24 protein-coding genes and 1 tRNA gene are annotated in these 25169 nt (G+C 51.1%); 8 read left to right on the top strand and 17 right to left on the bottom strand.

The features are described 5' to 3' along the window. Positions 1-29 precede the first annotated feature (29 nt). Positions 30-1649 carry an ABC transporter ATP-binding protein gene (locus AWQ21_RS13180; protein ID WP_315862274.1) on the top strand — a complete coding sequence of 540 codons (1620 nt, stop codon included), beginning with the start codon at positions 30-32 and terminating at the stop codon, positions 1647-1649. 13 nt (positions 1650-1662) lie between these two features. On the opposite strand, the gene AWQ21_RS13175 is transcribed toward AWQ21_RS13180, so the two are convergent. The 10 genes from AWQ21_RS13175 to AWQ21_RS13130 all read right to left on the bottom strand — a co-directional run bounded on the left by AWQ21_RS13175 (position 1663) and on the right by AWQ21_RS13130 (position 13813). After that, the gene (locus AWQ21_RS13175) at positions 1663-3522 is read right to left on the bottom strand and encodes an MASE1 domain-containing protein (protein ID WP_232314979.1); all 1860 of its coding nucleotides are present in this window, start codon (positions 3520-3522) and stop codon (positions 1663-1665) included. A gap of 169 nt (positions 3523-3691) precedes the next feature. Beyond that, positions 3692-5242, bottom strand: coding sequence for a hypothetical protein (locus AWQ21_RS13170; protein ID WP_157094800.1), 1551 nt, complete (start codon positions 5240-5242; stop codon positions 3692-3694). 157 nt (positions 5243-5399) lie between these two features. Continuing rightward, positions 5400-6191: a hypothetical protein gene (locus tag AWQ21_RS13165; protein WP_065714934.1), complete on the bottom strand. Its 792-nt coding sequence runs from the start codon at positions 6189-6191 to the stop codon at positions 5400-5402. Between the two features lie 59 nt (positions 6192-6250). After that, on the bottom strand, positions 6251-8458 hold the full coding sequence (locus AWQ21_RS13160; protein ID WP_065714933.1) for a hypothetical protein: 2208 nt from the start codon (positions 8456-8458) through the stop codon (positions 6251-6253). Between the two features lie 19 nt (positions 8459-8477). Next, positions 8478-9758 carry a histidine--tRNA ligase gene (gene hisS, locus AWQ21_RS13155; RefSeq protein WP_065714932.1) on the bottom strand — a complete coding sequence of 427 codons (1281 nt, stop codon included), beginning with the start codon at positions 9756-9758 and terminating at the stop codon, positions 8478-8480. Positions 9759-9787: 29 nt separating this feature from the next. Continuing rightward, positions 9788-10309: a hypothetical protein gene (locus tag AWQ21_RS13150; RefSeq protein ID WP_065714931.1), complete on the bottom strand. Its 522-nt coding sequence runs from the start codon at positions 10307-10309 to the stop codon at positions 9788-9790. 86 nt (positions 10310-10395) lie between these two features. Further along, complete coding sequence (recF, locus tag AWQ21_RS13145) at positions 10396-11562, bottom strand: DNA replication/repair protein RecF (RefSeq protein WP_065714930.1); 1167 nt, start codon at positions 11560-11562, stop codon at positions 10396-10398. Positions 11563-11670: 108 nt separating this feature from the next. Beyond that, on the bottom strand, positions 11671-12276 hold the full coding sequence (locus tag AWQ21_RS13140) for an SH3 domain-containing protein (RefSeq protein WP_065714929.1): 606 nt from the start codon (positions 12274-12276) through the stop codon (positions 11671-11673). A gap of 88 nt (positions 12277-12364) precedes the next feature. Further along, a complete protein-coding gene (locus tag AWQ21_RS13135) occupies positions 12365-12907 on the bottom strand; it encodes a hypothetical protein (protein ID WP_065714928.1) in 543 nt (180 codons plus the stop codon). Positions 12908-12928: 21 nt separating this feature from the next. Continuing rightward, positions 12929-13813: an alpha/beta fold hydrolase gene (locus tag AWQ21_RS13130; protein WP_065714927.1), complete on the bottom strand. Its 885-nt coding sequence runs from the start codon at positions 13811-13813 to the stop codon at positions 12929-12931. A 229-nt stretch (positions 13814-14042) separates the two neighbouring features. On the opposite strand from AWQ21_RS13130, the gene clpS reads away from it, so the two are divergent. Together clpS and AWQ21_RS13120 are read left to right on the top strand one after the other, a co-directional pair. After that, on the top strand, positions 14043-14330 hold the full coding sequence (gene clpS, locus AWQ21_RS13125) for an ATP-dependent Clp protease adapter ClpS (RefSeq protein ID WP_012307878.1): 288 nt from the start codon (positions 14043-14045) through the stop codon (positions 14328-14330). A gap of 93 nt (positions 14331-14423) precedes the next feature. After that, the gene (locus AWQ21_RS13120; protein WP_065714926.1) at positions 14424-15248 is read left to right on the top strand and encodes a CPBP family intramembrane glutamic endopeptidase; all 825 of its coding nucleotides are present in this window, start codon (positions 14424-14426) and stop codon (positions 15246-15248) included. 110 nt (positions 15249-15358) lie between these two features. Here AWQ21_RS13120 and AWQ21_RS13115 read toward each other — a convergent pair whose 3' ends face one another. Then, on the bottom strand, positions 15359-16303 hold the full coding sequence (locus AWQ21_RS13115; RefSeq protein WP_065714925.1) for a spermidine synthase: 945 nt from the start codon (positions 16301-16303) through the stop codon (positions 15359-15361). A gap of 892 nt (positions 16304-17195) precedes the next feature. Here AWQ21_RS13115 and AWQ21_RS13110 point away from each other — a divergent pair. From AWQ21_RS13110 to pstA, 3 genes are all read left to right on the top strand, one after another. Then, the gene (locus tag AWQ21_RS13110; protein ID WP_065714924.1) at positions 17196-18263 is read left to right on the top strand and encodes a PstS family phosphate ABC transporter substrate-binding protein; all 1068 of its coding nucleotides are present in this window, start codon (positions 17196-17198) and stop codon (positions 18261-18263) included. Between the two features lie 134 nt (positions 18264-18397). Next, the gene (pstC, locus tag AWQ21_RS13105) at positions 18398-19336 is read left to right on the top strand and encodes a phosphate ABC transporter permease subunit PstC (RefSeq protein ID WP_065714923.1); all 939 of its coding nucleotides are present in this window, start codon (positions 18398-18400) and stop codon (positions 19334-19336) included. Then, positions 19333-20244: a phosphate ABC transporter permease PstA gene (gene pstA, locus AWQ21_RS13100; RefSeq protein ID WP_065714922.1), complete on the top strand. Its 912-nt coding sequence runs from the start codon at positions 19333-19335 to the stop codon at positions 20242-20244. Before pstC ends, pstA begins: the two co-directional genes overlap by 4 nt. Positions 20245-20578: 334 nt before the next feature. Here pstA and AWQ21_RS13095 read toward each other — a convergent pair whose 3' ends face one another. The 5 genes from AWQ21_RS13095 to moaC are packed head-to-tail and all read right to left on the bottom strand — an operon-like array spanning position 20579 to position 23018. Continuing rightward, a complete protein-coding gene (locus AWQ21_RS13095) occupies positions 20579-21388 on the bottom strand; it encodes a DUF2993 domain-containing protein (protein ID WP_065714921.1) in 810 nt (269 codons plus the stop codon). A 46-nt stretch (positions 21389-21434) separates the two neighbouring features. Continuing rightward, positions 21435-21890, bottom strand: coding sequence for a tRNA (adenosine(37)-N6)-threonylcarbamoyltransferase complex ATPase subunit type 1 TsaE (gene tsaE / locus AWQ21_RS13090; protein WP_065714920.1), 456 nt, complete (start codon positions 21888-21890; stop codon positions 21435-21437). Positions 21891-21903: 13 nt separating this feature from the next. Further along, positions 21904-22203, bottom strand: coding sequence for a DUF3181 family protein (locus tag AWQ21_RS13085; protein WP_065714919.1), 300 nt, complete (start codon positions 22201-22203; stop codon positions 21904-21906). Further along, positions 22196-22453, bottom strand: coding sequence for a 2TM domain-containing protein (locus AWQ21_RS13080; protein WP_024546435.1), 258 nt, complete (start codon positions 22451-22453; stop codon positions 22196-22198). The genes AWQ21_RS13085 and AWQ21_RS13080 overlap by 8 nt, the downstream gene beginning before the upstream one ends. 55 nt (positions 22454-22508) lie before the next feature. Then, positions 22509-23018, bottom strand: a complete 510-nt coding sequence (gene moaC / locus AWQ21_RS13075; RefSeq protein ID WP_065714918.1) for a cyclic pyranopterin monophosphate synthase MoaC — start codon at positions 23016-23018, stop codon at positions 22509-22511. A 60-nt stretch (positions 23019-23078) separates the two neighbouring features. Between moaC and AWQ21_RS13070 the strand changes: the two genes are divergently transcribed. Then, positions 23079-23152: transfer RNA gene (locus tag AWQ21_RS13070), tRNA-Arg, on the top strand. 179 nt (positions 23153-23331) lie between these two features. Continuing rightward, the gene (locus tag AWQ21_RS13065; protein ID WP_065714917.1) at positions 23332-24432 is read left to right on the top strand and encodes a peptidylprolyl isomerase; all 1101 of its coding nucleotides are present in this window, start codon (positions 23332-23334) and stop codon (positions 24430-24432) included. Between the two features lie 88 nt (positions 24433-24520). On the opposite strand, the gene AWQ21_RS13060 is transcribed toward AWQ21_RS13065, so the two are convergent. Next, a complete protein-coding gene (locus AWQ21_RS13060; protein ID WP_065714916.1) occupies positions 24521-24898 on the bottom strand; it encodes a DUF805 domain-containing protein in 378 nt (125 codons plus the stop codon). Positions 24899-25169 lie beyond the last annotated feature (271 nt).

Below are 25169 nucleotides of genomic sequence, written 5' to 3'. Positions count from 1 at the left end.
TCCTTGGTAAGTTCGTCATGACCCCTCCTTTGCTTCAGGTTCAAGATCTGCACATCGCCTATCCCGCCCAGGGTCAAGCTTTACAGTGGGCCGTTGCTGGGGTGTCTTTTCAGGTGAATCAAGGCGATCGCCTCGGCCTCGTGGGAGAATCTGGCTGCGGGAAATCCACCATTGGCCGCGCTCTGCTGCAACTGCTGCCGCGGGGTTCCCAGGTGACTGGCAATGCTACTTTCCAAGCCAAACCAATCCTTAATTTAACGGGTGAAGCCCTGCGCCATTACCGAGGCGAAGTGGTGGGACTGATTTTCCAAGACCCGATGACCAGGCTTGATCCCCTGATGACCATCGGCAACCATTGCCTGGAAACCCTCCGGTGCCATCGCCCCGACCTCAGCCGTCCCGCCGCGAAACAAAAAGCCCTGGAAACCCTCGCCGCTGTCCGGATCCCCGAAAACCGCTGGCATCAATATCCCCACGAATTTAGCGGGGGTATGCGTCAACGGGTGGCGATCGCCCTTGCCCTGTTACTGGATCCCAAATTCATCATCGCCGACGAACCGACTACCAGCCTGGATGTCACCGTCGCCAACGAAATCCTCCAGGAACTGACCCGCCTCTGCGCCGAGCGGGAGATGGGATTGTTGCTCATTTCCCACGACCTCGCCATGGTCGCCGAATATTGCACCGACATCGCTGTCATGCACCAAGGTCAAATCGTCGAAACTGGCCCCGTCAAGCAAATCTTTAATGATCCCCAGCATCCCTACACCCAATCCCTCCTGGAAGCAGCCCTCCACCTCCACAGTGAACAAGCAATTTCCCTAAATCCAGAAAAGCAACCGATCCTCTCCCTGGAAAACCTAGAGCAACATTACACCCTTGAGAGTAACCTGTTCCAACGGCTCATCACAGGCCAAAAAACCCAGGTGATCCGTGCCGTCGATGGGATCAACCTTGATATTTATGAAGGGGAAATTCTGGGCTTAGTGGGGGAATCCGGCTGTGGTAAATCCACCCTCTCCCGGACAATTTTGCAACTCATTAAACCCACCGGGGGCAGAGTCATCTTTGAAGGGAAAGAATTAAACCAATTGTCAGTGGGGCAAATGCGACCGGAACGGCGGCACCTCCAGATGATCTTTCAAGATCCCCATGCTTCTTTAAATCCCCTGATGACCGTGGGGGAAAATATCGGCGATCCGCTCCACATCCACCAGTTAGCGACGGGGCCAGCGGTCAAAGAAAAGGTCTTGCAAATGCTGGAAAAGGTTGGTTTAACGCCCGCCGAAGAATATTACGCCCGCTATCCCCGGCAACTGTCTGGGGGACAGCAGCAACGGGTGGGCATTGCCAGGGCTTTGATTACCGAGCCGCGCCTCGTGATCTGTGATGAACCCGTCAGTATGCTGGATGCGAGTATCCAGGCCCAGGTTTTAGATCTGATGCAAGCCCTAAAAGCGGAGTTTAACTTGACCTATCTGTTCATTACCCATGATCTGTGGGTGGCGAAATTTTTGTGCGATCGCATTGCAGTGATGAACCAAGGCAAAATCGTTGAATTAGGCCAGACCGCCGACATTTTTAATCATCCCCAGCATCCCTATACCCAAAAGCTACTGGGCGCTGCGCCCCTACTCCACTCAGCGTAATTGTTTCGCTGCCTCAGTTTGAATCCGGGATAATTTCTAGCTCCGGGACGGGATGGCTCAAAAACGTAAAGTAAAAAGAGGCACCATAGCTCTGGGGGGTAAGCCCACCGGGGGTAAACCATTTTGGTGGTGGGTCGCCGGCGATTTCACCATTACTCTCAACCCAAATTTTTCCACCCATGAGATTCACCAGACGTTTGGCGATCGCCAACCCCAAACCACTGCCTCCATAGCGACGACTAATAGAGGCATCGGCCTGGATAAAGGGTTGAAACAGTTGATTGAGTTGCTCAACCTGAATGCCAATGCCCGTATCTAAAATTTGAAAACTCAGTTCCTCCATTGGGGGATCGCTCGGAGACAGCACCGCATGGCTTCTGATAATTAATTGCACAGAGCCCGTTTCCGTAAACTTGAGGGCATTACCCAACAGGTTAAATAGAATTTGTCGCAACCGTAGCTCATCCCCTACCAAAATATTTGGAATCGAGTCTGCCACACGATATTGCAGGTCAATGTCCTTGTCCTTTTGGTCTGCCTGCACTTTCAGAAGAGTAAAGACCGATTTCAACAGTTCCTGAAAAGAAAAATAACGGGCTTCTAAACGGAGACTACCCGACTCAATGCGGAGAAAATCGAGGGTATCGTTGATGATATTGAGTAGGGTTTTGCCACTGTCTTCAATAATGGCGACCAATTCTGCTTGATCGTCCTTGAGATCCATGGTGAGGAGTAATTGGGCCATGCCGATCACTCCATTTAGGGGCGTGCGAATCTCATGGCTCATGTTGGCGAGAAATTGGCTCTTTTCCTGGGCGGCCATTTCTGCGGCTTCCTTGGCCTGGATGAGGTTCAGCTGTCGTTTGAGGGCTTGGTTATATTTAACCAGAAGATTTTCCCGCTGTTGGTGTGCCAATTCTTTCTGGGTTGCCAGCTCTTCGAGGCGCTGATTTTGGCCGGTCAGGGTTTGATTCATGGCCTTGAGATCGGCTTTTGCTTGTTGTTTTTCGTTCAACACCGCAATCAACATCAACGTCATGAGGCCGATGCAGGCAATAAAAAATTGCGAGAGCAGCAGGGAATTGCGCATTGACTCCCCCACAAAGGTGCCATAGCCCTGGACGGTACTGACGGCAGCCATCAAGACGATCATCACCATCAGGAGGGTAGCACCGACTTCTTTAAACTGAAAGGTTGTCCACACCAGGAGAGGGGCGAGGAGATATTCTCCGTGGTAGCCGTTGATCACCAGGTGACTAACGCCGAGGGTGAGGGCGGCGAGGGTGAGGGCGGCTAACCAATATTTTTTGAGGTAATGGATAAATTCGCGGTAGCCATGGTTGGTGGCAATGATCAGGGGCGCAAAAATGAGAATGCCAAAGCTATCGCTAAGAAACCAAGTTCCGGCGATTTCCGGGTAAAGGGCCCAAGGAGCTTTGCCGGCCAGACAAACGATGAGGGCACAGGCGATCGCCACAGGGAGATGGCTCAGGATGCAACTGTAGAGAATGAAATTTTGGGTCGTCTCCGGACGGTCGAGAAAATACCGGTGTTGGTTACGGTGTTGCAACCAATGGGCCGCCAACACTTTGCCGGTGGTGGCGATCGCCGTGATGCCGAGGGTCATTAGCAAATTAGGGACACTGAGCCAGGCTTGGTAAATGACGATTTCTGCGACCAAAATCCCCCCCAAAACCCCCAACCACATGGGCATCCCCCACACGACCAGGAGGCCCACCGCTAGCCCCCCCGGAATCCAGATGGGCGTCGACCCTGTTTCTGGGTAAACCGTAAAACTGTGGGAAAACAAGGCCGTCACACAATAGGCGATCGCCACCACCACGTGCTGCCACCAAGGTGCCGGTTGATGCATCAAAAAACGAGAAGACAAACGGGATAATGACGACAAAACCATCACAGAGAAAAGATTAGGGAAAATATACCGATGAATAAATTCTATTGTGGGGTGTGCTTGAACCGTTCATGACACCACTGCAATGAATCTCTAAGTACATCGTCACCGAGCCGATTCCTGCAGCATTCTAAACGCGACAGAATTTGCGGTCATTATCAAATTGTGGCTCTTGCCAAGAGTAGGCGAAATGACTCACCTGGGTAATATCTGGAAAACTGGCTTTGATGGCGGCCATTTGATCCTTGAGGGAAGGGCGATTGTCTTGGGCACGGTTCCAATCCCCGGCCAAGGCCGGAATAATCTTGGTGCCTGCTGGGGCAAACTGACGCACTCGGTTAATTTCATCAACGATGCAACTGCTGCTGCCACAAACGGCATAGGCCATGGGATGCCACTCCATCGAAGCAGGAAATTTATCCCAGGGTTGGAGGCGAGAATCAAAACCCCGTTGACCGACGGGTTGATTGCCCCCCGGAAAAAATACGGCCCCTGCAGGAATATTGCGACTTTGGGCCTGGGCGGCGGCGCTGTTGACAAAATCCACGACCCCTTGGGCTGCGTGACTGACGGTGAGATACCAAAGTTCAGCCACAAGGCGTTGATGGAGGACATTGACGTCTAGTTCCGGTTCATCTCCCAGGATTTTTCGACCCTGCCACCGGGGCGTGCCCTCTTCGGGGTATTGGGCCAACACCGCTGCCACATCCCCCACGGTGATATTGCCTTGGCGGAGATATTTTTCGATGAGGGTTAGACCCTGGCGATTCTCGGCACGATTGTAGAGGGCTTGGGCCGAAGCGGGGCTATAGATCCACAAATCTGCCACGGAAGCGGCCACGGAGCGGGCACCAGTCCCCCGGGGATAGCGGATGTAATCGAATAAAATGCCATCAGGTTGCCGCTGGAGCATCTGATTGACGAGATTTTTATAGTCGGCCTGGGCGATCGCATTGTAGGGATCCGCGAAGGCTTGGGCACCATCTTGGACAAAGTCGAGGCTGGTTTCACCGTAACCGTTACGGGCCATGGCACTTTGGCGATCGCCTCGATTCCCATAAACATAGCCATAGTTCATCCCAAACAGCCAAGCATAGACCTTTAGCCCACGGGCCCGACCCTTTTCGATAATTTCGGCCATCACATCGCGATTTTCGAGGCCGGGGGTCTGGATGCGGGACGGCCAGGGGGTATTGTTCTGGTTTTTGGGCAACAGGGCTTGGCTATCCGCAAAAACTTCGAGGTAGAGTTGGTCGTAGCCTTTATTGACAATATCGTCGAGAATCCGCTCGATCATGCCGGCTTTCGTGTCGCAGGGATAGATGCGGAGCCACATCGCTTGGTGTCGTGGCCAATAGGTTTGACGGCAGCGCTGTAGTTGCTCCTTGTGTTGTTGTAAGAGCGCTTGGTACTCGGCCTGGGCGCTCCGGTTGCCTTGGATCGCGGCGGTACGGCGTTGATCTTTAGCGGCGATCGCCCCGGCATTGAGGCGGCAATATTCGTCTAGCTGATTATTTAGCTGGGCTTGGGCAGTAAGGGGATTGATACCAAGGGAGAGGCCACCCAAACCAAGGGCGAGACCAAAAGCCTGGAGACGGTTATACCAAGGTTGCGGTCGGAAAAGCTGGGCCTGGGTGATGTGTCTGGGGCCAGTTCCCCTTGATTGTGGCCGCTGATCCATAAAATACTCACACTTGAAAAATGACAAAAATAACTTGCAATAGTAATCGTGGCGATCGCCCTTGGCAGCTTTAAGGATAGCCAAAATTTCCGAGGGTCACACCACCCCTTCGTAAAGGAAGAATGCAAACGCGCCGCAATTGTTCCCCAAGATCACGCTAAGGACGCTGGGGGGACGGGATCTCGATTGTGTCTGGCAGTTCAAACCCAGAGAGGTCTAGGTTCTCTGGTAAAGATTCCTGGGCATATTGAAAAGAACCGGGCAAAATTTCTTCGAAGAAAAACAAAGATAATTCTTCCGTGAGGGCAGCCCCCAGACTTTCGCCTAATTTGTCGCCAATGTTGAGATTGGTAACCTCCGTGAGGCTGACATCAGGCACGGTAATCTGCCGGGCGATCGCCTGCTCCTGCCAAGGCACCGTAAGGTTTAAATTCACCTGGATATTTTGCACGGCTAATTGATCCACCGTAAACGTCGTGATGGGCTGATCAGCGGCGGTGGAGGGGGTTTGTACCTGTTGTTCTAATTGTTCGATCAATTGGGCAATGTTGACATTGGGGAGGGCACCCACAAGGCGTGGATCCGGTAAGTCATTCAGATCCCCTTCAATGTTGACCGTGACCCCTTCAAGGTTGGCGATCGCCACCTGGAGTGGTTTTCCTTGCAGTTGGGGTTCTTGCAGCTCGATCTGACGAATGACCAACAGATTCGCCCCAGAGAAACCCGGAATGTTGGCAAAGGCCAAATCATGAAAGGTCACCCGACGTTGGAGAAGTTGCACCTCAGTTTGACCCACCGCCGCCTCAATACCCGTGGTCTCGGTAAGTTCGCTTTCGAGTTCCGTCTCCAGGCGCTGGCCTAACCAGTTTTCCGCCGCCAGCAAAGCTCCACCCCCCACTACACCGAGGGCCAAAATTGAACTCGCAATGATCAGAATGGGTTTTTTCATCAAAATGCTCCGTTATGCCAGACAGACCGAGTAGAACGATTCTTTGCCCAAGGGTAACATCACCAGGATTCTCCAGAATCAAAGGCGGGCCAGTCTCCGTCAGTGGCAGCAGTTAGCAACACCTGACAATCTTGGCTCACTTTGCGGCTTTCTTGGTGGGAGTGGGGATCAAGGGCGATCGCCTCAAACCTTAACGCCAAAGCACCGGGGGGAATCGAAACCACTTGGCGACAGTAAAGCCGTCCTTCGGGGCCTGGTGTAAAGGTCATTAGTTGGAATGGCCCCGCTAAAAGTTCCCGTGTTTGGCGATCCTGGAGCCAGAGCTGCCCATGGAGGCGATCGCTTCCGGCGGGTAAACTCAGCTCAACAACCGCTAAATCCGCCACCTGATAAGTCGTTTTATCAAGGTGAAGCTGGGGTTCTGGGACTGGTAATGGTGCCACGTCAGCTTGCGCTGCGGGCATTTCCGACTCCGGGAATTCAGAGACTATCTCCGGGGATTGTTCCGGTTCGAGGGCTGCGAGTTCCTCATCCCAGAGGCTATCGACAACAATTTCCAAACGGGGTGATGGTGTCGGTATTGGATTCTCTGCTTCTGGGGTTACTTCAGGGGAGGCTGTCGGTGGTTCGGGTTCGGGTTCGGGTTTAGGCATTAACCAGGTGGAATCTTCTCCATCGACGGCCAGGGCATTTAACCGGGTAAAAAACCGTGAATTCCAATCTAAATCCCCTGCGGGAAGGGTTTCTGAGGATTCCGCAGCAGGTGGCTGAGAATCTTGCGCGGCGGTGTCTGGATCTGTCTCTGGTGCCGCTGTCTGGGGAGTCTCATCTTCTAGGTGCGGTTTCTCTAAAGCTTCTACGGGCTGATCTGGGGGGCTTGCTGGTGCTTCAGCGGTTGATTCAGTTTTGTCGGGGGCATCAGGGATAGTGGCCTTGGGGGCAAAGTTGGGCAACTGTAGGCCAGTGGATGATTTCTGGCCTTTGGTTTTGAGCTTGGGGGGCAGAATGGTCGGGGTTTGATGGCTTTGGGGCTGAGGACTAGGGGGCACAGCCTCAGGGGTAGGGAGCTTGAGGGGTTTGGGAGGCGGCGTAGTGGGCGCTGGGGAGTCTGGTTTTGGAGCAGCCTTTGCACTGAGTTGACTGGCGATCGCCCCATAGTCTGCCATGAGACTAAAGGTTTGCTGGGCGAGTAATATCCCTGCCCCCGTGTGTAAAGTGATTTCGCCGACCAAGAGCAGCGTTGTCAGAGGCCCATCGAGGGTAATGGTTTGGCTAAAGGCACAGGGGAAATCTTCAAGGGCGATCGCCGCCGTTAAGGTTGTCACCACTGCCGCCGTCTGGGGATCTCGGAGAGTAAACGTTAGGGTACCAGGCTCAGAAATTTGCTGACTCTCACCAACGGCTGAATTGGGTTGAATGTCTCCCCGGAGTTCCAGTGCTTGGGTTTTGTCTAAGGGATAAACGGCTTGCTCTAGGACAATCTGATAGGGAAGTGGAGTCGGCGGAATATCCAAGGTCGGAGGCGCCGGTGGTGCCGCAGCAATCTGGGCCTGGGCCTCTTGGTCCATTTCTGCCCAAATGGGTTCTAGCTCTTCCTTGAGTAGCTCATCTAATGCCGCGAGGGAATCTTCCAGGAGGGCAGCGGAGCGTTCTTCTTCACTGGGTTCTGGAGCTTCTGGTAATCCAAATTCTTCTGGTGCTTCTAAAGGAGTGGAGGAAGCCTCGACTCCTGCTAATTCTTCTAATGTTTCATTCTCCGCTGTGCTTTGATCCGTATCGGTCACAAAATCTGTCACCGGCGTTGATTCGGTTTCCTCTAGTTGAGGGGGAGGGGCATTGTCGCTTGTTCTCTGGGCAGGATGAGCCGCCGTATTCGGGTGACTGTCCGCCAAGGAAAACGTTGTTTCAAAGGAAAAAACATTGGGATTTGGGGGCAACGGCAACGGCTGAAATGTTGGCTGAGTGACCTGGAGCGTAAGGCGTTTTTCCCAGGGGTTGGTCACATCAAGGCTCCGGCAGGTAATCACCCATTCTCCGCTTCCGAGGTGCCGCAGGGGCATGATTGCAAATAGGCCCTGGTCGGTGGTGACATCTGTGCGCTGCTCCCTTTGCCCTTGGGGAAGACGGATTTCACAGTGGATTTCTGCTTGGGCATCGCCGCGGGCGGCCAGACGATATTCTCCAGGCGCTAGATTCAGGGTCTCGGTTTGGAGGATATCCCAATTGCGATCGCCTTTTTTTTGTAGCAGAAATTGCCAGTGCACCATCGACGCCTCCTCTGGGGTTTTAATGTTTTGCTTGCTGGATTTTTTGACGCCACTGCGCAAGATTTCCCAGCAGATCCGCTTGGGCCAGGGTTTCTTGGGCCTTGGTCTGGAGCCATTTGAGTTGTACCTGCTGGTTGGCGGCCTCTTCGTCTCCGAGCACCAAACAGGCGATCGCCCCACTGCGGTCGGCCCGTTTAAATTGCTTCCCAAAGGCACTACCACTGAGATCAAGCTCCACCGAGAACCCAGCAAAACGCAACTTGTGGGCCAGAATCACAGCGGCGGCCTCGGCCTGCTCCCCTTTAGAAACGAGGTAAAAATCAAGTTGGGGGCTAGGGGCTTCTCCCAATTGTTGTAGCAGGATCACCAAACGCTCTAAGCCAATGGCCCAACCCACTGCCGGGGTCTCAGGGCCACCCAATTCCGCCACAAGGCCATCGTAGCGACCGCCCCCACAGACCGTTGCCTGGGCACCGAGGTCACTGGATTGGATTTCAAAGGCGGTATGGGTGTAGTAGTCTAGGCCACGCACCAGGCAGGGGTTTAACACATAGTCAATACCTAGGGCCGTGAGGGAGGCTTGCACTTGGTCAAAATGTTTTTTGGAGTCGTCACCCAGATAATCCAGAATACTGGGGGCATTTTGGGCAATTTCTTGGGTTTTTTGATCTTTGCTATCCAAAATACGCAGGGGGTTGCGCTCGAGCCGTTCCTGGGAATCTGCGTCTAAATCGGTCTTAAAAGGGAGCAAATAATCCACCAGGGCTTCACGATACCGTTGACGATCGCCGCCATTGCCGACGGAATTCAATTGCAAACTCAGATTTTTGAGGCCTAATTTCTGCAAAATTTCCGTGGCGATCGCCATCACTTCCACATCGGCGCGGGGATCCGCACTGCCGAGCACCTCGACCCCCACCTGGTGAAATTGCCGTTGGCGGCCCGCTTGGGGTCTTTCGTAGCGGAACATCGGCCCCGTGTACCACAGCCGCTGCACACCACCCTGGGCAAACAATTTTCGCTCGATATAGGCCCGGACTGCCCCTGCTGTCCCTTCAGGTCGGAGAGTAATCGGGCGATCTCCCCGGTCTGTAAAAGAATACATTTCCTTACTGACCACATCCGTCGCCTCGCCGATCCCCCGCTCAAACAAGCTGGTCTGCTCAAAAATGGGCGTGCGGATCTCCTGGTACATCGCCCGGCCGAGGCAGTCACGCACCACCGCTTCCACCTGTTGCCAGTAGGCGATCTCCGGCGCAAAAATATCCTTCGTTCCTCGTAAAGCTTGAATTGTTGCCATTATGTCTAGAAAAAAGTACCAGTCCCAGCTTATCGGGATGGGGCGTTGTTATTGTTCAGCAGAGGTAAAACTACCATGTATCCTGCCCCAAATGCTGTCAAAATCATGGCGATCGCCGCCACCAAGAGCACCCAAGCGCTCACCCCAGCATCAAAATCTGTCCCACTCTCAAACTGCTCCGGGGGAACCGTCGTAAACTGCCGCATTGGTTCTGGTGTCGGCAATGCAGTGACCCCATGGGAAATCGCCTTCCCTTGTGGGGGATGGTGGGGGGCCGTGACCGGTGGCAGTGGCTCGATGCCAAAATCATGGCGGTTGACCATTTCTTTGAGACGTTCCGTGGATTGCACCACCTGATGCACCTGGTTATATAGCTTGCGGTTATGAACCCGCAACTGCTGATTTTCCTGCTGGAGTGCCGTCATCTCCGCTTGGGTTTCCCGGAGTTTTTCAGCGAGTTGTTGATAGACAGACAGAGGTACCGAAGCGCCACTCCGGGGCAGGGGCGTAACGTTATCGAAGCTCGGAGAACTAGAAGGATTAGCAATCATAGGTCAGCTCACACCAAAAAGAGCAAATATTCTTACATTATGATCGAATTTCAGGATTGTCATCTGTCGCGGGGCGCCAATCCACCTCAAGGGCCGTAGGTTTCCGACAGGGGACGGGCATAGGGTTGCAAGGAGCCTTGGTTCACAGTCAAAATTTGCGAATGCTTCAGCCAGTCTGCCCCAAAGGAATTGAGATGGGTCGTCGTAATGAGGGTCTGGAAACGGGTTTGAATGGTATCTAGCAGTTGATTTTGGCGGGAAGGATCAAGCTCGGCCAGGACATCATCCAAGAGCAACAGGGGCGGTTCCCCAATGATTGTCTCAATCAGTTGGAGTTCGGCGAGTTTGAGCGCTAGGACTAAAGTGCGTTGCTGCCCTTGGGAGCCATAGAAACGGGCAGGAGTGCCATTGATAGAAAATTCGATTTCATCTCGGTGGGGGCCAACCATGCTGCTGCCCTGGTGTTGTTCTGCTTGGCGGCGTTGTTCTATCTTATCGAGACAGGCTTGTTGCACATGGTGGGGGTCATCTTGTTGCCAGGGAATATTGGGACAGTAGGTGATTTCTAGGGTTTCGGTTTGGCTACTAATATCACGGTGCCAAGCTTGGGCGAGGGGCATTAGTCTGAGCAACCCCCGCGATCGCCTGCGGGTAACCCGCGAACCTGTGGCCGCTAACTGGAGATCCCAGAGGGTCAGCTGTTGGGTTAAATCAGCGGGAATCGCCGCCTGGTTTCGGTGGAGTTTTTTCGCTGTTCGCAAGAGGGCATTGCGTTGCTTGAGCACCTGTTGGTACTCCTGCAAAATTCGGGCATAGACGGGTTCTAGCTGGATCAAAAGATTATCAATCCATTGGCGACGACAGTCGGGGCCACCGCGCACAAGGTCTAAATCGAGGCAGGAAAATTCCACCGCGTTCAGGGTACCGAGGCCATCGAGTTGGCGGCGGAGGGTTTCACCATTGAGTTTGAGGGTACGTCCCCCCTGGCGGCGCAGCAAGATATCAAAATCAACGGTGCCGTAACCGCGCTGAATTTGGGCTTGGATGCTGGCAGTGGCCTCTCCCTGTTTCACCAAATCGGCGTCCCGGCTGGTGCGGTGGGTTTTGAGGCTGGCGAGTAGTTCGACGGCTTCGAGGAGGTTGGACTTTCCCTGGGCATTATTGCCGATCAAGATGGTTTTTTGGGCGGAAAAATCAACGTGCTGGTGGTGGTAGTTGCGAAAATTACGGAGGTGCAGGGTGTGCAAATACATACGCGCTCGTCGCCCAAGTCCCGGAACAGAATCCTGATTTTAGCGTGTTATGGGAAGGGAAGTCGTGGCGATCGCCTGGGGAATCCCAGAGCAAAATGTTGGGCCTGATTAATCACAAAAACGGTAGTTGATGTGGCCTCCCGCTTGGGCGACGAGGGATGTCCAGGCGTAATCCTCTTGAAAGGGAATATAGAGCCAAGTACGTCCGGTGGCGTCTTCGCTGAGATAGGCTGGCGTCCCTGTCACCGTAATCTGGCTACCGTTGCGGAGGAAACCCAAAACCGGGGCGGAGACAGTGGGTTCCTGTCTAATATTGAGGCCTGTCCCCACATCACTCTGGACGGTTAAACAACCGCGAGAGGGTTGATCATTTAAGGTTGCTGTACTGGTGTGCTGGGCCACGACTTGATCGTTGACGAGACAACGATATTGCACCTGACCTGTGCCAATAGCTTCGACTAAACTATTTAAGCGATATTCAAAAATGGGTTCTTGCTCCGCTGCTGTGCCGGCTTGGGTGCAGGTATATTCGTAGTCCATATATCCCCCCAGTTCCAGATTAGAAAACCCAGCACTAAACGACCGGTCGTTGTCTTCTGTTTCGTTGGGTCGCCAGGATTCCCAGCCGGGTTCCGGGTTGGCGATCGCCCCTGATGCCATACTCAACCAGCACCCAATCGCCAAACAAAGCAGGTAAGGTTTGACTCGCGCCATGTTTTTTCTCCCCTTGCAGATAACTTTGTTTCCACATTAGAGGGAAATGCCGGATCTGAAACTCAAGACTGAAGACAATGTCGGCAGTTTAAGACAAAGTCATGGCCGTGGCGATCGCCCAACCATCCACGAGGAACAGCAGCACCGAAAACCCCAGCAAAATCATGTACATCCACGGTTGAGACAGGGGCCGCACATCGCTGGTATCAATATTGGTTTGTGCTTCAATCAAGCCCACCATCTTCGCAAAGCCCGCCACCCGCATCGGTAACAAATAGGCGCGATCGCGTTCTGGGGTGACGAAATAATAGACTAAGCCCCCTTGGCCCGTGGTACGCATTTTCAGTTGCGCAATATTTTCCCAGGGCAATGACCAGCCCTTACGGGTCAGCCAGCGGAACCAGACCGGATAGGTGACCGTAATCCCCGTCTCATCTAGGCAGACCTTTTCACTAAGGGCACCGTAAAGAAAAATCGCCCCCAACCCCAAACCGACCCAGAGGAGCGCTGGCGAAACAGGGGCTTGGGTAACATCCGCTAAAAATGGAATTGGAACGGTGAGCGAAACATAGAGACTCAGCAGGGTGATGCGAATTAGGGGTGAAAGATTAAACGTGGTCGCCATGGTCATTACACAAAGTTTCTGAATTGCCTAAAAAGTTTGGTGGAGCCAATCGCGAATCAAAGGATTGACCAATTCCGGCGTATCGTCGTGGGGGCAATGGCCGGACTCCAGGTAATATTCCACGAGGTTGGGACAGTGCTGTTTAAACTTTGCCCCCCGTTCCCGTGCCCGAATCCAGGGATCCTTTTCGCCCCAAATCATCAGTAACGGTCGATCTAGTTCTTCCAGGAGATGATCGACTTTGGCTCCTTCTGGGGTGTTAAAAACGGCAGCGAAAACTTTTGCGGCCCCTGGATCATTGGCAGGGCGTTGAATTTCGTCGATCAAACGTTCGGTAACGGCCTCTTGGTTAACATAGACTTTTTGCAGGGTTTTGCGGATGGTGGCGCGCCGTTTGGTGTATTGAAAAATAAGCTGGGTTGAAAGGGGACTAAACAGAACCTTACGGAGGGCTTTTTTCCAGGGTGAAGGTTGGGCCTTAACTTGGTCGCTAAAGGGGCCAGCACTGTTGAGGAGAATTAACCCCTTGGCCACTTCTGGACATTGGGCTGCCGCACAAAGGGACGCATAACCCCCTAAGGAATTGCCCGCTAAGACCACGGGTTCGCTAATCACCTCGTTGATAAAATCCCGCAGTTGATCCCGCCAGAGGGTACCACTGTAAACAATCGGGGCCTTCGGCGATCGCCCGAAGCCGAGCAAATCAATCGCCCACACCGAAAAATCCTGTTGCAGCACCGTGATGTTTTTGCGCCAGTGGTCTGTGGAAGCCCCAAAACCATGGACGAGGAGTAAGGGAGGTTTTCCTTGGCTGGTGCCGGCCTGGACATAGTGGATATCGTAGCCCCGCCACCGCCAAAACTGACTGGGGGGATTTTCGGCTAGAACGTGGGGGGAAACGGTCGCACTCATCGGGACTTTTTTGTAAATAAATGTTAACTACTGCCATTGTATCGTTTTCTTCCGGGGGGTTCTGGGGCGATCGCCGGGTGAGGTTTGTCTGAAATTTGTGTTATAACCTAAGCGACAGTTTGTCCTGTGATGCCGCTTCCCATGGCAAGCCCTCAACATTTGCCAAAGCGGTAAAAATTAACTAATTTTTTTCTTGCTCAAGCCATAGCCCTCAGGAGGTTTATTCATCATGTCTACCGGTGTGATCGAACAACGTTCCACTTCGACCATCCGTAAACCAGCCCCCCGTTACCGGGTACTGCTCCATAACGACGATTTCAACTCCATGGAACATGTGGTGCAAACCCTAATGCAAACGGTGGCGGGTCTGACCCAACCCCAGGCGGTCAGCATCATGATGGAAGCCCACACCAACGGCATCGCCCTAGTGATCACCTGTGTGCAGGAACATGCAGAATTTTATTGTGAAACGTTGAAAATGCACGGCCTCACCAGTACCATCGAGCCGGACGAGTAGAGATATTTCTTGCTTTTAAGGAAGGCGATCGCCAGATTATTGGCCAGAAACCGATTAAATAGAAGGTGACCATTCCAAGCGACGACTAAACCCTTGAAACGATTTTGGCATCTCTGTAAAACAACCCCAGCACCCCTACGGCTGGGCCTTTTTTTCTTGAGCTTAGGGCTGATTTGGCTTCCCCTGGCGGCACCGTTATATCTAATTTTTCGCGCCGACGAGAACCTAACCACCATCCTCACCATGGGATTGCTGTTTGTAGAATTTTTGTTTTACCTGCCCTTTTGGGTGAAACGAGTCCACGGAGAAACGCAACCTTTCCGCCGCTATGGTTTGGTTTGGCAGCGGGCCAATGGCGTGGATTTGGTTACAGGCTTGGCCTATGGGCTGGGGTTCACCTGGGCTTTGCTGATTTTTGAAGATGTATTGGGGTTTATCGACATTATTCCGCCCACAATGGCATTGATTCGCATTGTGATCGAGGGTGCGCTCAGTGGTCTTGGGGTCGCCCTAGCGGAGGAATTGGTCTTTCGAGGCTGGGTTTACGATGAACTAGAACGGGACTACAACCCAAAAACAGTGCTTTGGGGCAGTGCGATCGCCTTTGCGGTCTTACATTTCCTGAAACCTCTCCCGGAGATGCTGCGGACGCTGCCAGTATTTCCGGGGTTGGTGCTGCTGGGATTAACGTTAGTTTGGGCCAAGCGATCGCGGTTTGGCCGCCTCGGTAAATCCATCGGCCTCCATGGGGGCCTGGTCTGGGGCTATTACATCTTTAATGTGGGCGGTTTGATCCAATACAAAGAAGGCGTTTCCCCCTGGTTGACCGGGGTTGATGGTAATCCCCTCGGTGGTCTCTGGGGCATTCTCTTCCTCGCAGTTCTCGCCTGGATCATGGCCCGTGCTGCCCAAAAATAATCCTCTAAAAAACCTTCTCCCCTTGAGGGGAGTTAGAGGGGTGGCCCTTGAGGGGAGTTAGAGGGGGGGCCCTTGAGGGAAACTAGAGAGATTTCAAAAAGAAAATGTCTCTACTGAGCTTTGTGACCTTTCCCGAAAAACTTCGGCGGTTCCGCTAGGGTAAAGACTTCGGTATGGGTGGCGATCGCCTCACGGACATGGCGGAAAGTCTGCAGCATTCCCAACAACGTTAAACCGTCAATAATCTTGAAGCCACCGGTGGTTTGTTCGGCTAAAAGTTGATCCACTGCTTCTGGGTCGGGACGCAAATTCAAATCCCCATCGGTACAGATTGCAAACCCCCAGGGGGAGCCATAACTCGAAATGGGTGTCGAATAGGAAGAAACGTTGGCATAAACCGCCTTGAGAGTATTCACCAACCGCGCATGGAGCCGCAAATTTGCCGGGGCCGTAGGGCCTGCCTGCACAGCCACAACGCCACCGGGAGCCAAAACGTCCTTCAGTTGGGCGAAATATTCCTTGGTAAAGAGCTTAAAGGAAGGGCCTTCTTCGATGGGATCGGAAAGGTCAGAGATGATTACATCCCACTTTTCGGTGGTGGTTTCTAAAATTTTGAAGGCATCTTCAATGCGTAGGTCGAGGCGCGGATCATCAAAGACCCCCTGGTGCATCTCCGGTAAAAATTCCTTACAGGCTTCGACCACTTCGCCATCGATATCGACCATCATCACCTTTTCGACGGACTGCCAACGCAGCACTTCCCGCACGGTTGCACCTTCCCCAGCACCGAGGATCAGTACCTTTTTCGGGGCACCATGGGCAATCATCGCCGGATGAACAAGGGGTTCGTGGTAGAGAAATTCATCGCCGGTACAGGACTGCCATTTTCCATCCAGCACCAGGGCTTTACCATAGGCACCGCTTTCAACGATCGCCATCTCCTGAAATTTGGTTTGTTTATAGGCCAAAATCTTGGTAATCCCGTGGCTATAAATATCCCAGGGCGTAATGTACTCGTTAATCCAATAGTCGGCTTTGACTTCGCTACCTGCCATAATTCTTCTCTTCTGACAATTGACCGGATACCAGTATCGCAGACTTTTTCATTTTTTTTGCGATCGCCTCCCAAAAGCTTACTAGGCAAACTTTTCTCAATTCTATGTTGCCTAAAACCCTGGAGATTTAGCCAGTGTTAGCGATTCCCTAGGCCAAAAGGCGATCGCCAAAACGACAATCAATTCATTAAGCAACAAACTTGCGGTGAGTCACCATTGGGAATTCACCTCATTTCCGCTGTCCCTGACCCACAGCTTTCCATAAAATCTGAAAGTACAATATTCCAGGAAAAGTACATTACTTTTCATCTAAACCAAGACCATTTTTCCCGGCACAAAAACTTTTTTAGGATTGTTAAAATAATGCTATGGTGAACTGGTTTTGACACAGTTTAAGTAAGTCTTTCAAAAAAGAACCCCATCCTAAATCATCAACCATTTAAGGTCTCCCGCAATACCCTGGATATTGCCTGGGATTTTCAGGAAATCGAGCTAAATCAAACTAGGCAATGGCTTGAACTACTCAGATATTCAGCAAAAAATCCCCATTAAATTTACCTCGACTTTTTCAAAAATTAACCTTCATTTAACCTTCTTAAAAACTTTGCTTAAGGCTGATGCACTTTTTGGAGAGAGGAGAGAAAAAACAAACATAATTTTGGATTGATTTTCTGTAGTTATGGTATAAACATCTTGAAAAGTTTTGTGAATCTCAATTTCTTTTTTCGAAGATTTACAAATCCATCAGAGCTTCAGAGAGTTTAAGCCTAGAAAAATCGCTCTAATCTTAATCTCTGACTAGCAGTCAATGCCTGAAAGCCTCGATCTCGCTAAAAAGTTTTAATACATCGCTCACTTACGCTTAATTGCACAGTACACAATAGAGGAAACTATGAAACAGAGCGCGACTCGCCTCCGTACCTTATCTTTGGGTCTTGCTGGCCTCACCCTTACCGCTGCGCTTGCAGCTTGTAACACTACCCAAACACCGACTGAAGGCACTGGCACAACTGATGCGCCTGCAGATAGTGCGTCTGGTTTGTCTGGCGATATCCTCATTGATGGTTCTAGTACCGTTTTCCCGATTACCGAAGCCATGGCCGAGGAATTCCAAATTGCAAACCCCGATACCCGGGTAACCGTTGGGGTTTCCGGGACTGGTGGTGGCTTTTCTAAATTCTGTGCCGGTGAAACGGACATCTCCAACGCATCCCGTCCGATCAAAGCTGAAGAAATTGAAGCTTGTGCTGAAGCCGGGATCGAATACGTCGAAATTCCCGTTGCCTACGATGCGATTTCCGTTGTTATTAGCCCCGAAAACGACTGGGCAACTTGCTTAACCACCGAAGAGTTGGCCACCATTTGGTCGCCTGAGTCTGAAGGCACAATCACCAACTGGAGCCAGGTGCGCGAAGGTTTCCCCGATCGCCCCCTCGATCTCTATGGCCCTGGTACTGATTCTGGTACCTTCGACTACTTCACCGATGCGATCAATGGTGAAGAAGGAGCCAGCCGTGGTGATTACACTGCTAGTGAAGATGACAACGTCGTTGTTCAAGGGGTTATCAATGATCCCAATGCCATCGGTTACTTCGGTTTTGCTTACTACGAAGAAAATTCAGACCAACTGAACGCAGCTGAAATTGATGACGGCGACCCCAGCAATGGCGACGGTTGTGTGGCTCCTAGTGTGGCAACGGTAGATGACACGACTTACCAGCCCTTGGCTCGTCCTATCTTTATCTATGTCCGTGCGGATTCTTTAGATAAGCCCCAAGTACAAGCCTTTATGGATTTCTATACTGCTGAAGAAAATTCCACCCTCGTTTCTGAGGTCGGCTATGTTGCCCTCGGTTCTGAAATCTATGCCAAAGCCCAGGAACGTCTAGCCTCTCGCACTGTTGGTTCCATCTTTGACGGTGGTTCCACTGTTGGTGTTCGACTCAGCGATGTCCTCTAGGCCTTATATTTGACCTAGATAGGGAGTAGGGAAAATTCCGTCGGAAAGTCCCGACTCCCTTTATGCTTTGCAAGAATGTCACTTAAGTTTTTTTAGGTGGCTAATGCACAAGAAAAAATTATTAATGAAATGCTATGACAACCAGCCCTTTCCCCCCATTAGTCAATGCGGGACTCTGGCGGCCAGACCGGAGGTTTAGTAAATGGAGCCAGCGCCTGGTCGTGGGAACTTTTGGCTTATTTGCCCTTGTGTCAGTTTTGACAACATTTGGCATTGTTGTTACTCTAGTCGTCGATGCTGCGGGCTTTTTTGAGGAAGTCTCCCTCTGGCAATTTCTCACGGACACCCGCTGGACGCCTCTTTTTACAAATCCCAAATTCGGTATTTTTGTTCTGGTTTGTGCCACTTTTATGACCACGGCGATCGCCATTTCTGTGGCCTTGCCGTTGGGTCTGTTGGCCGCGATTTGCCTAAGTGAATATGCCTCCCCTAAAATTCGTCAGTGGCTCAAGCCGGCCCTCGAAATTCTGGCGGGGGTTCCTTCCGTTGTTTATGGTTATTTCGCCCTATTGTTGGTGACCCCAGCGCTACAATCCATTATTCCGGGGCTTTCACCCTTTAACGCTTTGAGTGCCGGTTTAGTGTTGGGAATTTCAATTTTGCCCCTGGTGGCATCCCTTAGTGAGGATGCAATTTACGCAGTACCCGATAGTCTGCGCCAAGGGTCCTATGCACTCGGGTCGACTAAACGAGAAACGATCATCAATGTCGTTTTGCCCGCTGCTCTGTCCGGGATTGTCTCTTCTTTTATTCTGGCCGTTTCCCGGGCCGTGGGGGAAACCATGATCGTTACAATCGCCGCAGGCTTAAACCCGACTCTCACCCTTAATCCCACGGTGCCCATCGCCACCATGACCGCCTTTATCGTCCAAGTGAGCCTTGGGGATGCCCCGGCTGGAAGTATAGCCTTTAAGACAATTTATGCCGTGGGTTTGTCCCTTTTCCTGATCACCTTAACCCTGAACATTCTCAGTTATTGGGTTGTACGTCGCTATAGACAGAAATACGAATGAACAACAACTCTTCCGATTCCCCAAGTGTCAATACCCTTTTTGATAGCCGTCTCAAAATCCGTTACCGCTGGGATATGGTGTTTCAGTTTCTCAGTTGGTTTGCCGTCATTTTGAGTATTGTCGTGTTGGCTGTTCTGCTGATTGATGTTTTCCTGGATGGTCTACCGCGCCTCGATTGGACGTTGTTAAATTCCTTTCCATCCCGTCGTCCCGAAGACGCCGGCTTAAAATCGGCCCTCGTTGGCAGCATTTGGCTGATGATTTTAACCGCCTTGATCACCTTTCCCATTGGTGTGGGTGCAGGCATTTTTCTGGAAGAATTTTCCGTTGAAAATACTTTCACCAAGATTATTGAAATTAATATCAATAACCTCGCTGCAGTCCCTTCAATCATTTATGGTCTGCTAGGACTGCAAGTGTTTGTCCGTATTTTGGCCCCCATTACCGGTGGTCGCAGTGTTTTGGCCGGAGCTTTAACCTTAAGTTTATTGATTTTGCCGATTGTGATTGTCGCAACTCGTGAAGCGCTCAAGGCGGTACCGGATAGCCTTAGGCAGGCAGGTCTTGCCCTTGGAGCGACAAAATGGCAAGTTGTTCGCGAACAAATTTTTCCCTTGGCTTTACCTGGGATTCTAACGGGAACTATTCTGGCGCTATCCCGTGCTATTGGGGAGACTGCTCCTCTAATTACCCTGGGGGCATTGACATTTATTGCTTTCTTGCCTTCCCTATCTCTTGAGGGCTTGCAAACACCCTTTACAGCACTACCAATTCAGATTTTTAACTGGGTTTCTCGTCCCCAGCCAGAATTTCATACCGTAGCAGCAGCGGGGATTATCGTCTTGATGGTCATGTTGTTGGCAATGAATGGTACAGCTATTTTTCTTCGGAACAAATTCCAGAAGTAAAAACTGCAACCACCACCCCACAAAAAAATCCTCCACGATTGGGAGGATTTTTTTGTGGCAATGATCTTTGCAAACACGCACTGCGTTATTCTTCAGGCAGGAGCCAGGTCCGCAACCCCAGAATCAGCAAGAGAGCCATAACGTCAGCGGTAATGAGAAAGGCGATCCAGTTTTGATCCATGGTGGATTGTCCTCTAGTTTTCTAAGGAAACAATATTGGTTTTATCCTATGATGTTCAAACATCGTATCTTTTTTTGTCTATGCAAAAGCTGGTTTCACACTTGAGGATTTTTTAGGACAAAGATTAGCTTTTGTTATGGCCCAGGGAAATTGCTACTCAATGGCTTGGGGCGTAAATTGGATAAACATGGCCCCCTCAAGTTGGTCCGCCTGGGCGTTTAGCTGTAGGAAACGCGCTGTCAGCCCCCGATCCTGGAAAATGCGTAGGTTCAGACGACGACTAAAGGCTTGGGCAAAACCATTCAGCAAAGGGGCAGGTAACACTTGCTCGTTAATGGTGCCCTCAAAGTTAGTCAGTTGGAATTGACTACCGGAAACAAGGCCGAGGCTAAAACTGAGTTGGAGAGTCACCTGCTCGGTTTCGCCTGTTTCGGGATTGATTTGGAACATTTCACCGGTGAACTGGAGGCGATTTTCACCGAGGAAATCAACGGTGGCGTTTTCTAGTTGGAAACGAGGCGGATTGGTGCTGCCGGGACGGGTGAGCAGACGATTGATGAGGGGTTGAACCAAGGCCGTGACTTGGGGGGACGTTAAAGCCTGGTTGAGGTCGGCTTCGGTGAGGACAAAGCGTACACCTGCTTGGAGGGGTTGCTCTAGAACACCGGGACCGGGTTTGCCACTGCGGAGTTTGGCCAGGTCAAAACTGAGGGGATCGGTTTCTAGTTCTAAAACGTCAAAACGGAGGCCTGGCAATAGCTCTACACCACGACTGGCAATCTGGACGCGGTCAATTTTGCCCTTGAGAAGTTGGTGGCTAGGTACGTTATCGACGCGCACTTCAAAGGTCTCGGCAGCTTGGAGGCGATCGCCAATCCGTTTACCGCTGACTTGTTCGATGATCAGACCCACGGGGGCAAGGGCAGTGAGTAAGCCAGACATCAAAATTGCGAGAAATTCCATGGTGCACCCCAGGGTGATGGTTCGTCCTTAACTTTACTTGAAAATTTTAAAGGACAAACAAGGGTTGTTTGACATTAACAGCGGAAATGACGGCTTGGCGTTGATCGTTTTGGGTGTGGCGGAGTTCGATCTGGTAATAGGATTCCGGGAGATAGGGTAAACGCTCTGACCATTCAATGACGGTTAGGCCAGGGTCACATTCTTCGCCTTCCCAGTAGGTTTCGGGATAAAGGCTATCGACTTGTGCGGGTTCAAGGCGATATAAGTCCAAGTGATAGAGGGGAATCCGTCCGCTGTGGTATTCGTTCACCAAGGTAAAGGTGGGACTGGCGATCGCCTCGGTGATCCCTAAACCCAAACCAATGCCCTGGGTGAGGGTCGTTTTTCCGGCCCCCAGATCGCCTTTCAGCAAAATCACCGTGTTTTCCGGTAAGGTGCGCCCCAGTTTTACCCCGAAAGCTTGGGTAGCCGCCGCATTTTCTAACAGAATAATTTCTGCCATTGATCGCCTCAAGTTACCAATTGTCTTGATAGGCTTCGAGGAGCTTGAGCAGATCCCCTTGTCCGGCGGTGGGAATCAGTTGGGCGAGGGTCACAAAGGTTTGTTTGCCACCCAGGGGAACTTGGATTGAGCGCAAAACATCCATCACTTTCGCTTCGTCCACCGCGCGATCTTCAATAGCGGGAAAAATTTTTTCAGCGACGGTGGTGTGTAAATGGGCATCGGCCAAATATAAATGCCAACCGGACACATCAATATAGATATTTTCACCAATCTCTGCGGCGAGTTTTTCGATTTGAATCGTGCTAGCCATTAGAAGCCTCCGAATAATCGGCGATCGCCGTAATGTAAAGCAGGTGTAACCCCAAAATGCCCAGCCAAATCAGGCTAAACGGTTTGACCCAGGGACGCTCTACCGTCGTTTGAATCAGGGTAGTAAACCAAATGGGAGAATTAATCGCGAGATAGACCATCACATGGACAATAAAATTCATCCGGTCTTCGGCGCGACGGAATTCAGGATCAGTTTTACGGTCAGGTTTGCGCGGCCAACTGCGAGGCATAGGTTTTACCCATCACATTTACGGAACACTGGTGATCCTATCACAAGGATTTTCCCTAGGCTTGCCGGGTATAATCGCCGGATTTACCGCCGGTTTTTTTCAGCAATTGAATCTCAGAAATGACCATCCCTTTATCCATCGCTTTCGCCATGTCGTAGAGGGTTAAAGCGGCCACCGAAACCGCCGTTAAAGCTTCCATCTCCACCCCCGTTTCGGATTTGGTCGTCACACTAGCCTCGATGCGATAACCGGGTAAGTTTGCATCAGCAGTAAAATTCACCGTCACCTTTTTAATGGGCAGCGGGTGGCACATGGGGATTAAATTCGAGGTTTGCTTGGCTGCCATAATCCCGGCAATTCTCGCAGTGCCGAGCACATCTCCCTTGGGGGCATCTCCCGCTTGGATCGCGTGAAAACAATCCTGGGTCATGGTGATGAGCCCCGTGGCGATCGCCTCCCGTTTTGTCACGTTTTTTTCAGAAACATCCACCATCTGCGCCTCGCCGGTGGCGTTGAGATGGCTCAGGGGAGGGAGGGAAATCTTTTTTTCAGAAAACTCTTGCATTTACCCAAAACGTCTGTTAGATTAGATGACTGTTGGTCAAACAACACAACTCTTCTCCATGGGTCTGTAGCTCAGCGGATTAGAGCAGCTGACTACGGATCAGCAGGTCGGGAGTTCGAATCTCTCCAGGCTCGTAAGAAGAGAAAACAACCCTCCTAGGTTAGCCCAGGGGGGTTTGTTGTGGCAAGAATCTGAAGAGTCGTGATGTTTTGTTGACAAGCCCAGAGGGAAACGCAGAATATGACAAGAGACCAGTCAACCTGCATTCTTTTAAACAAAGAAATTCAAACAAACTCATTTCCCTCTCTCCGCCATGACCAAATTTTTAAAATATTGCCTATCTGTGGCTTTGGCGATCGCCGTTTGCTTTGGCGTAACCCAAGCTGCCTGGGCTTTACCCCAACCGAGTTTTACTCTTGCCTCCCTTGCCCAAGGGGATGCGATTACTGATCCCGAAGCCATTCTCCGCTACGCCCTGCCCATTGAAAATAAGCCCATTCGCCGTCTCCAGGACAGCATGGAATTTATGTCCAAGGATCTACGGGCGAAACGCTGGGGGCCGATTGCGGCCAATGCCAAGAAAGCTAGCCGCGTCCTCTCCATTAGCCAGGATGGCATCCTTGAAGATGTTGTCCCCAGTTTTAAGGAACAGGCTAAAACTCTCTTAGATGAAATGGAACAGGATGTCGCCACCATGAGGGAGGCGATCGCCGCCAAAGATCGCGAAACTATCTGGACAAAGCGTCGGGAAATCCTCAACAAAGTCGGGGTGATCGAAGAAAATATGATCGCCGAATATCCGACCACGATCCCCGAAGACTATGCGGATCTGCCGCGCCTCTTGGGTCGGGCCACAGTTGAACTCAAAACCACCCAAGGCGACATTACCGTTGTTGTTGACGGTTACAACGCCCCCATTAATGCCGGAAACTTCGTTGATCTAGTACAGCGCGGTTTCTATGATGGTTTACCGTTCAACCGTGCCGAAGATCTCTACATCCTGCAAACGGGCGATCCCGAAGGTGATGCCGATGGTTTCATCGACCCGAAAACCAAGGAATATCGCGCCATCCCCATGGAAATCATGCTCACTGGCGACCACGAAGCCACCTATGGCGCAACCCTAGAGGAGCTAGGCATTTACCTAGCGGAGATTAATCTGCCCTTCAATGCCTATGGTGCCTTAGCCCTGGCCCGTCCCGCCGATGATGCGAATGGTGGTTCTTCACAGATCTTCTTCTTCAAGTTTGATAATGAATTAGCGCCACCTGGATTTAACTTGATGGATGGTCGTTATTCCGTCTTTGGCTATACCGTCGCTGGCCAAGATGTCCTCGAAAACCTCAGCAAAGCGGACAAAATCATTTCTGCCAAAGTTGTTAATGGCTCAGAAAATCTGGTTGTGTCCAACTAGATCCGTCACACTTTAATTTTCTGATAAAAAACACCCTTTACCAACAGTGGTTTAGGGTGTTTATATTTTTCAAGTGAGTTTCTAAAAGTTAGACCATCGTGTCAGCGTTATATTGATTGGGGCCTGGTTGACTGTCGGAAGCAAAGAAAACAATTAAGACAATTACACCAATAATCGGTACAAATCCAATCAAAAGCCACCAACCACTCCGGCCAGTATCATGCAAACGCCTGATGCTAAGGGCTATCCCAGGTAAAATGAAGGCTAAAGAATAGATAATACTCACCAAAGAGGCGATCACCCCAAGAAATGTTTCCTGAAAAATACCCAAGACAAAGGAAATCAAAAGGTTGATGATAAAAACATACCAGAATTCTTTGCGGCGCGCTCTACCACTAAAATTTGTATAATTTTGCCAAGCCTTGATGTAATAATCGACAAATTCTTCAAATATACTTTTGTCCATTGTTTTACTGTTGTATTAATAATTGATTGGATTTTTATTCTACATAAAAGATTCATGGGCAATTCAAGCTCATGGCAAAAGTCAACATTTTGTAACTATTAAATTGACATGAAAACAATAAAGTGATGGAAGCTTGAATTAAATGCTTTTCTATGCAAAGGACTTGTGAAATATAAGGCATTCTAGGCTAATGATAGCCCTCAAAAATTTAAAGACTCTTGATATTTCTGATGACAGAGGTCAATGCCTGTTAGCATCTGTAGAGATTATC

The sequence above is a fragment of the Picosynechococcus sp. PCC 7003 genome (assembly GCF_001693255.1).
Classification (GTDB): domain Bacteria; phylum Cyanobacteriota; class Cyanobacteriia; order Cyanobacteriales; family MRBY01; genus MRBY01.
This window is presented reverse-complemented; position numbering and strand designations above follow the sequence as displayed.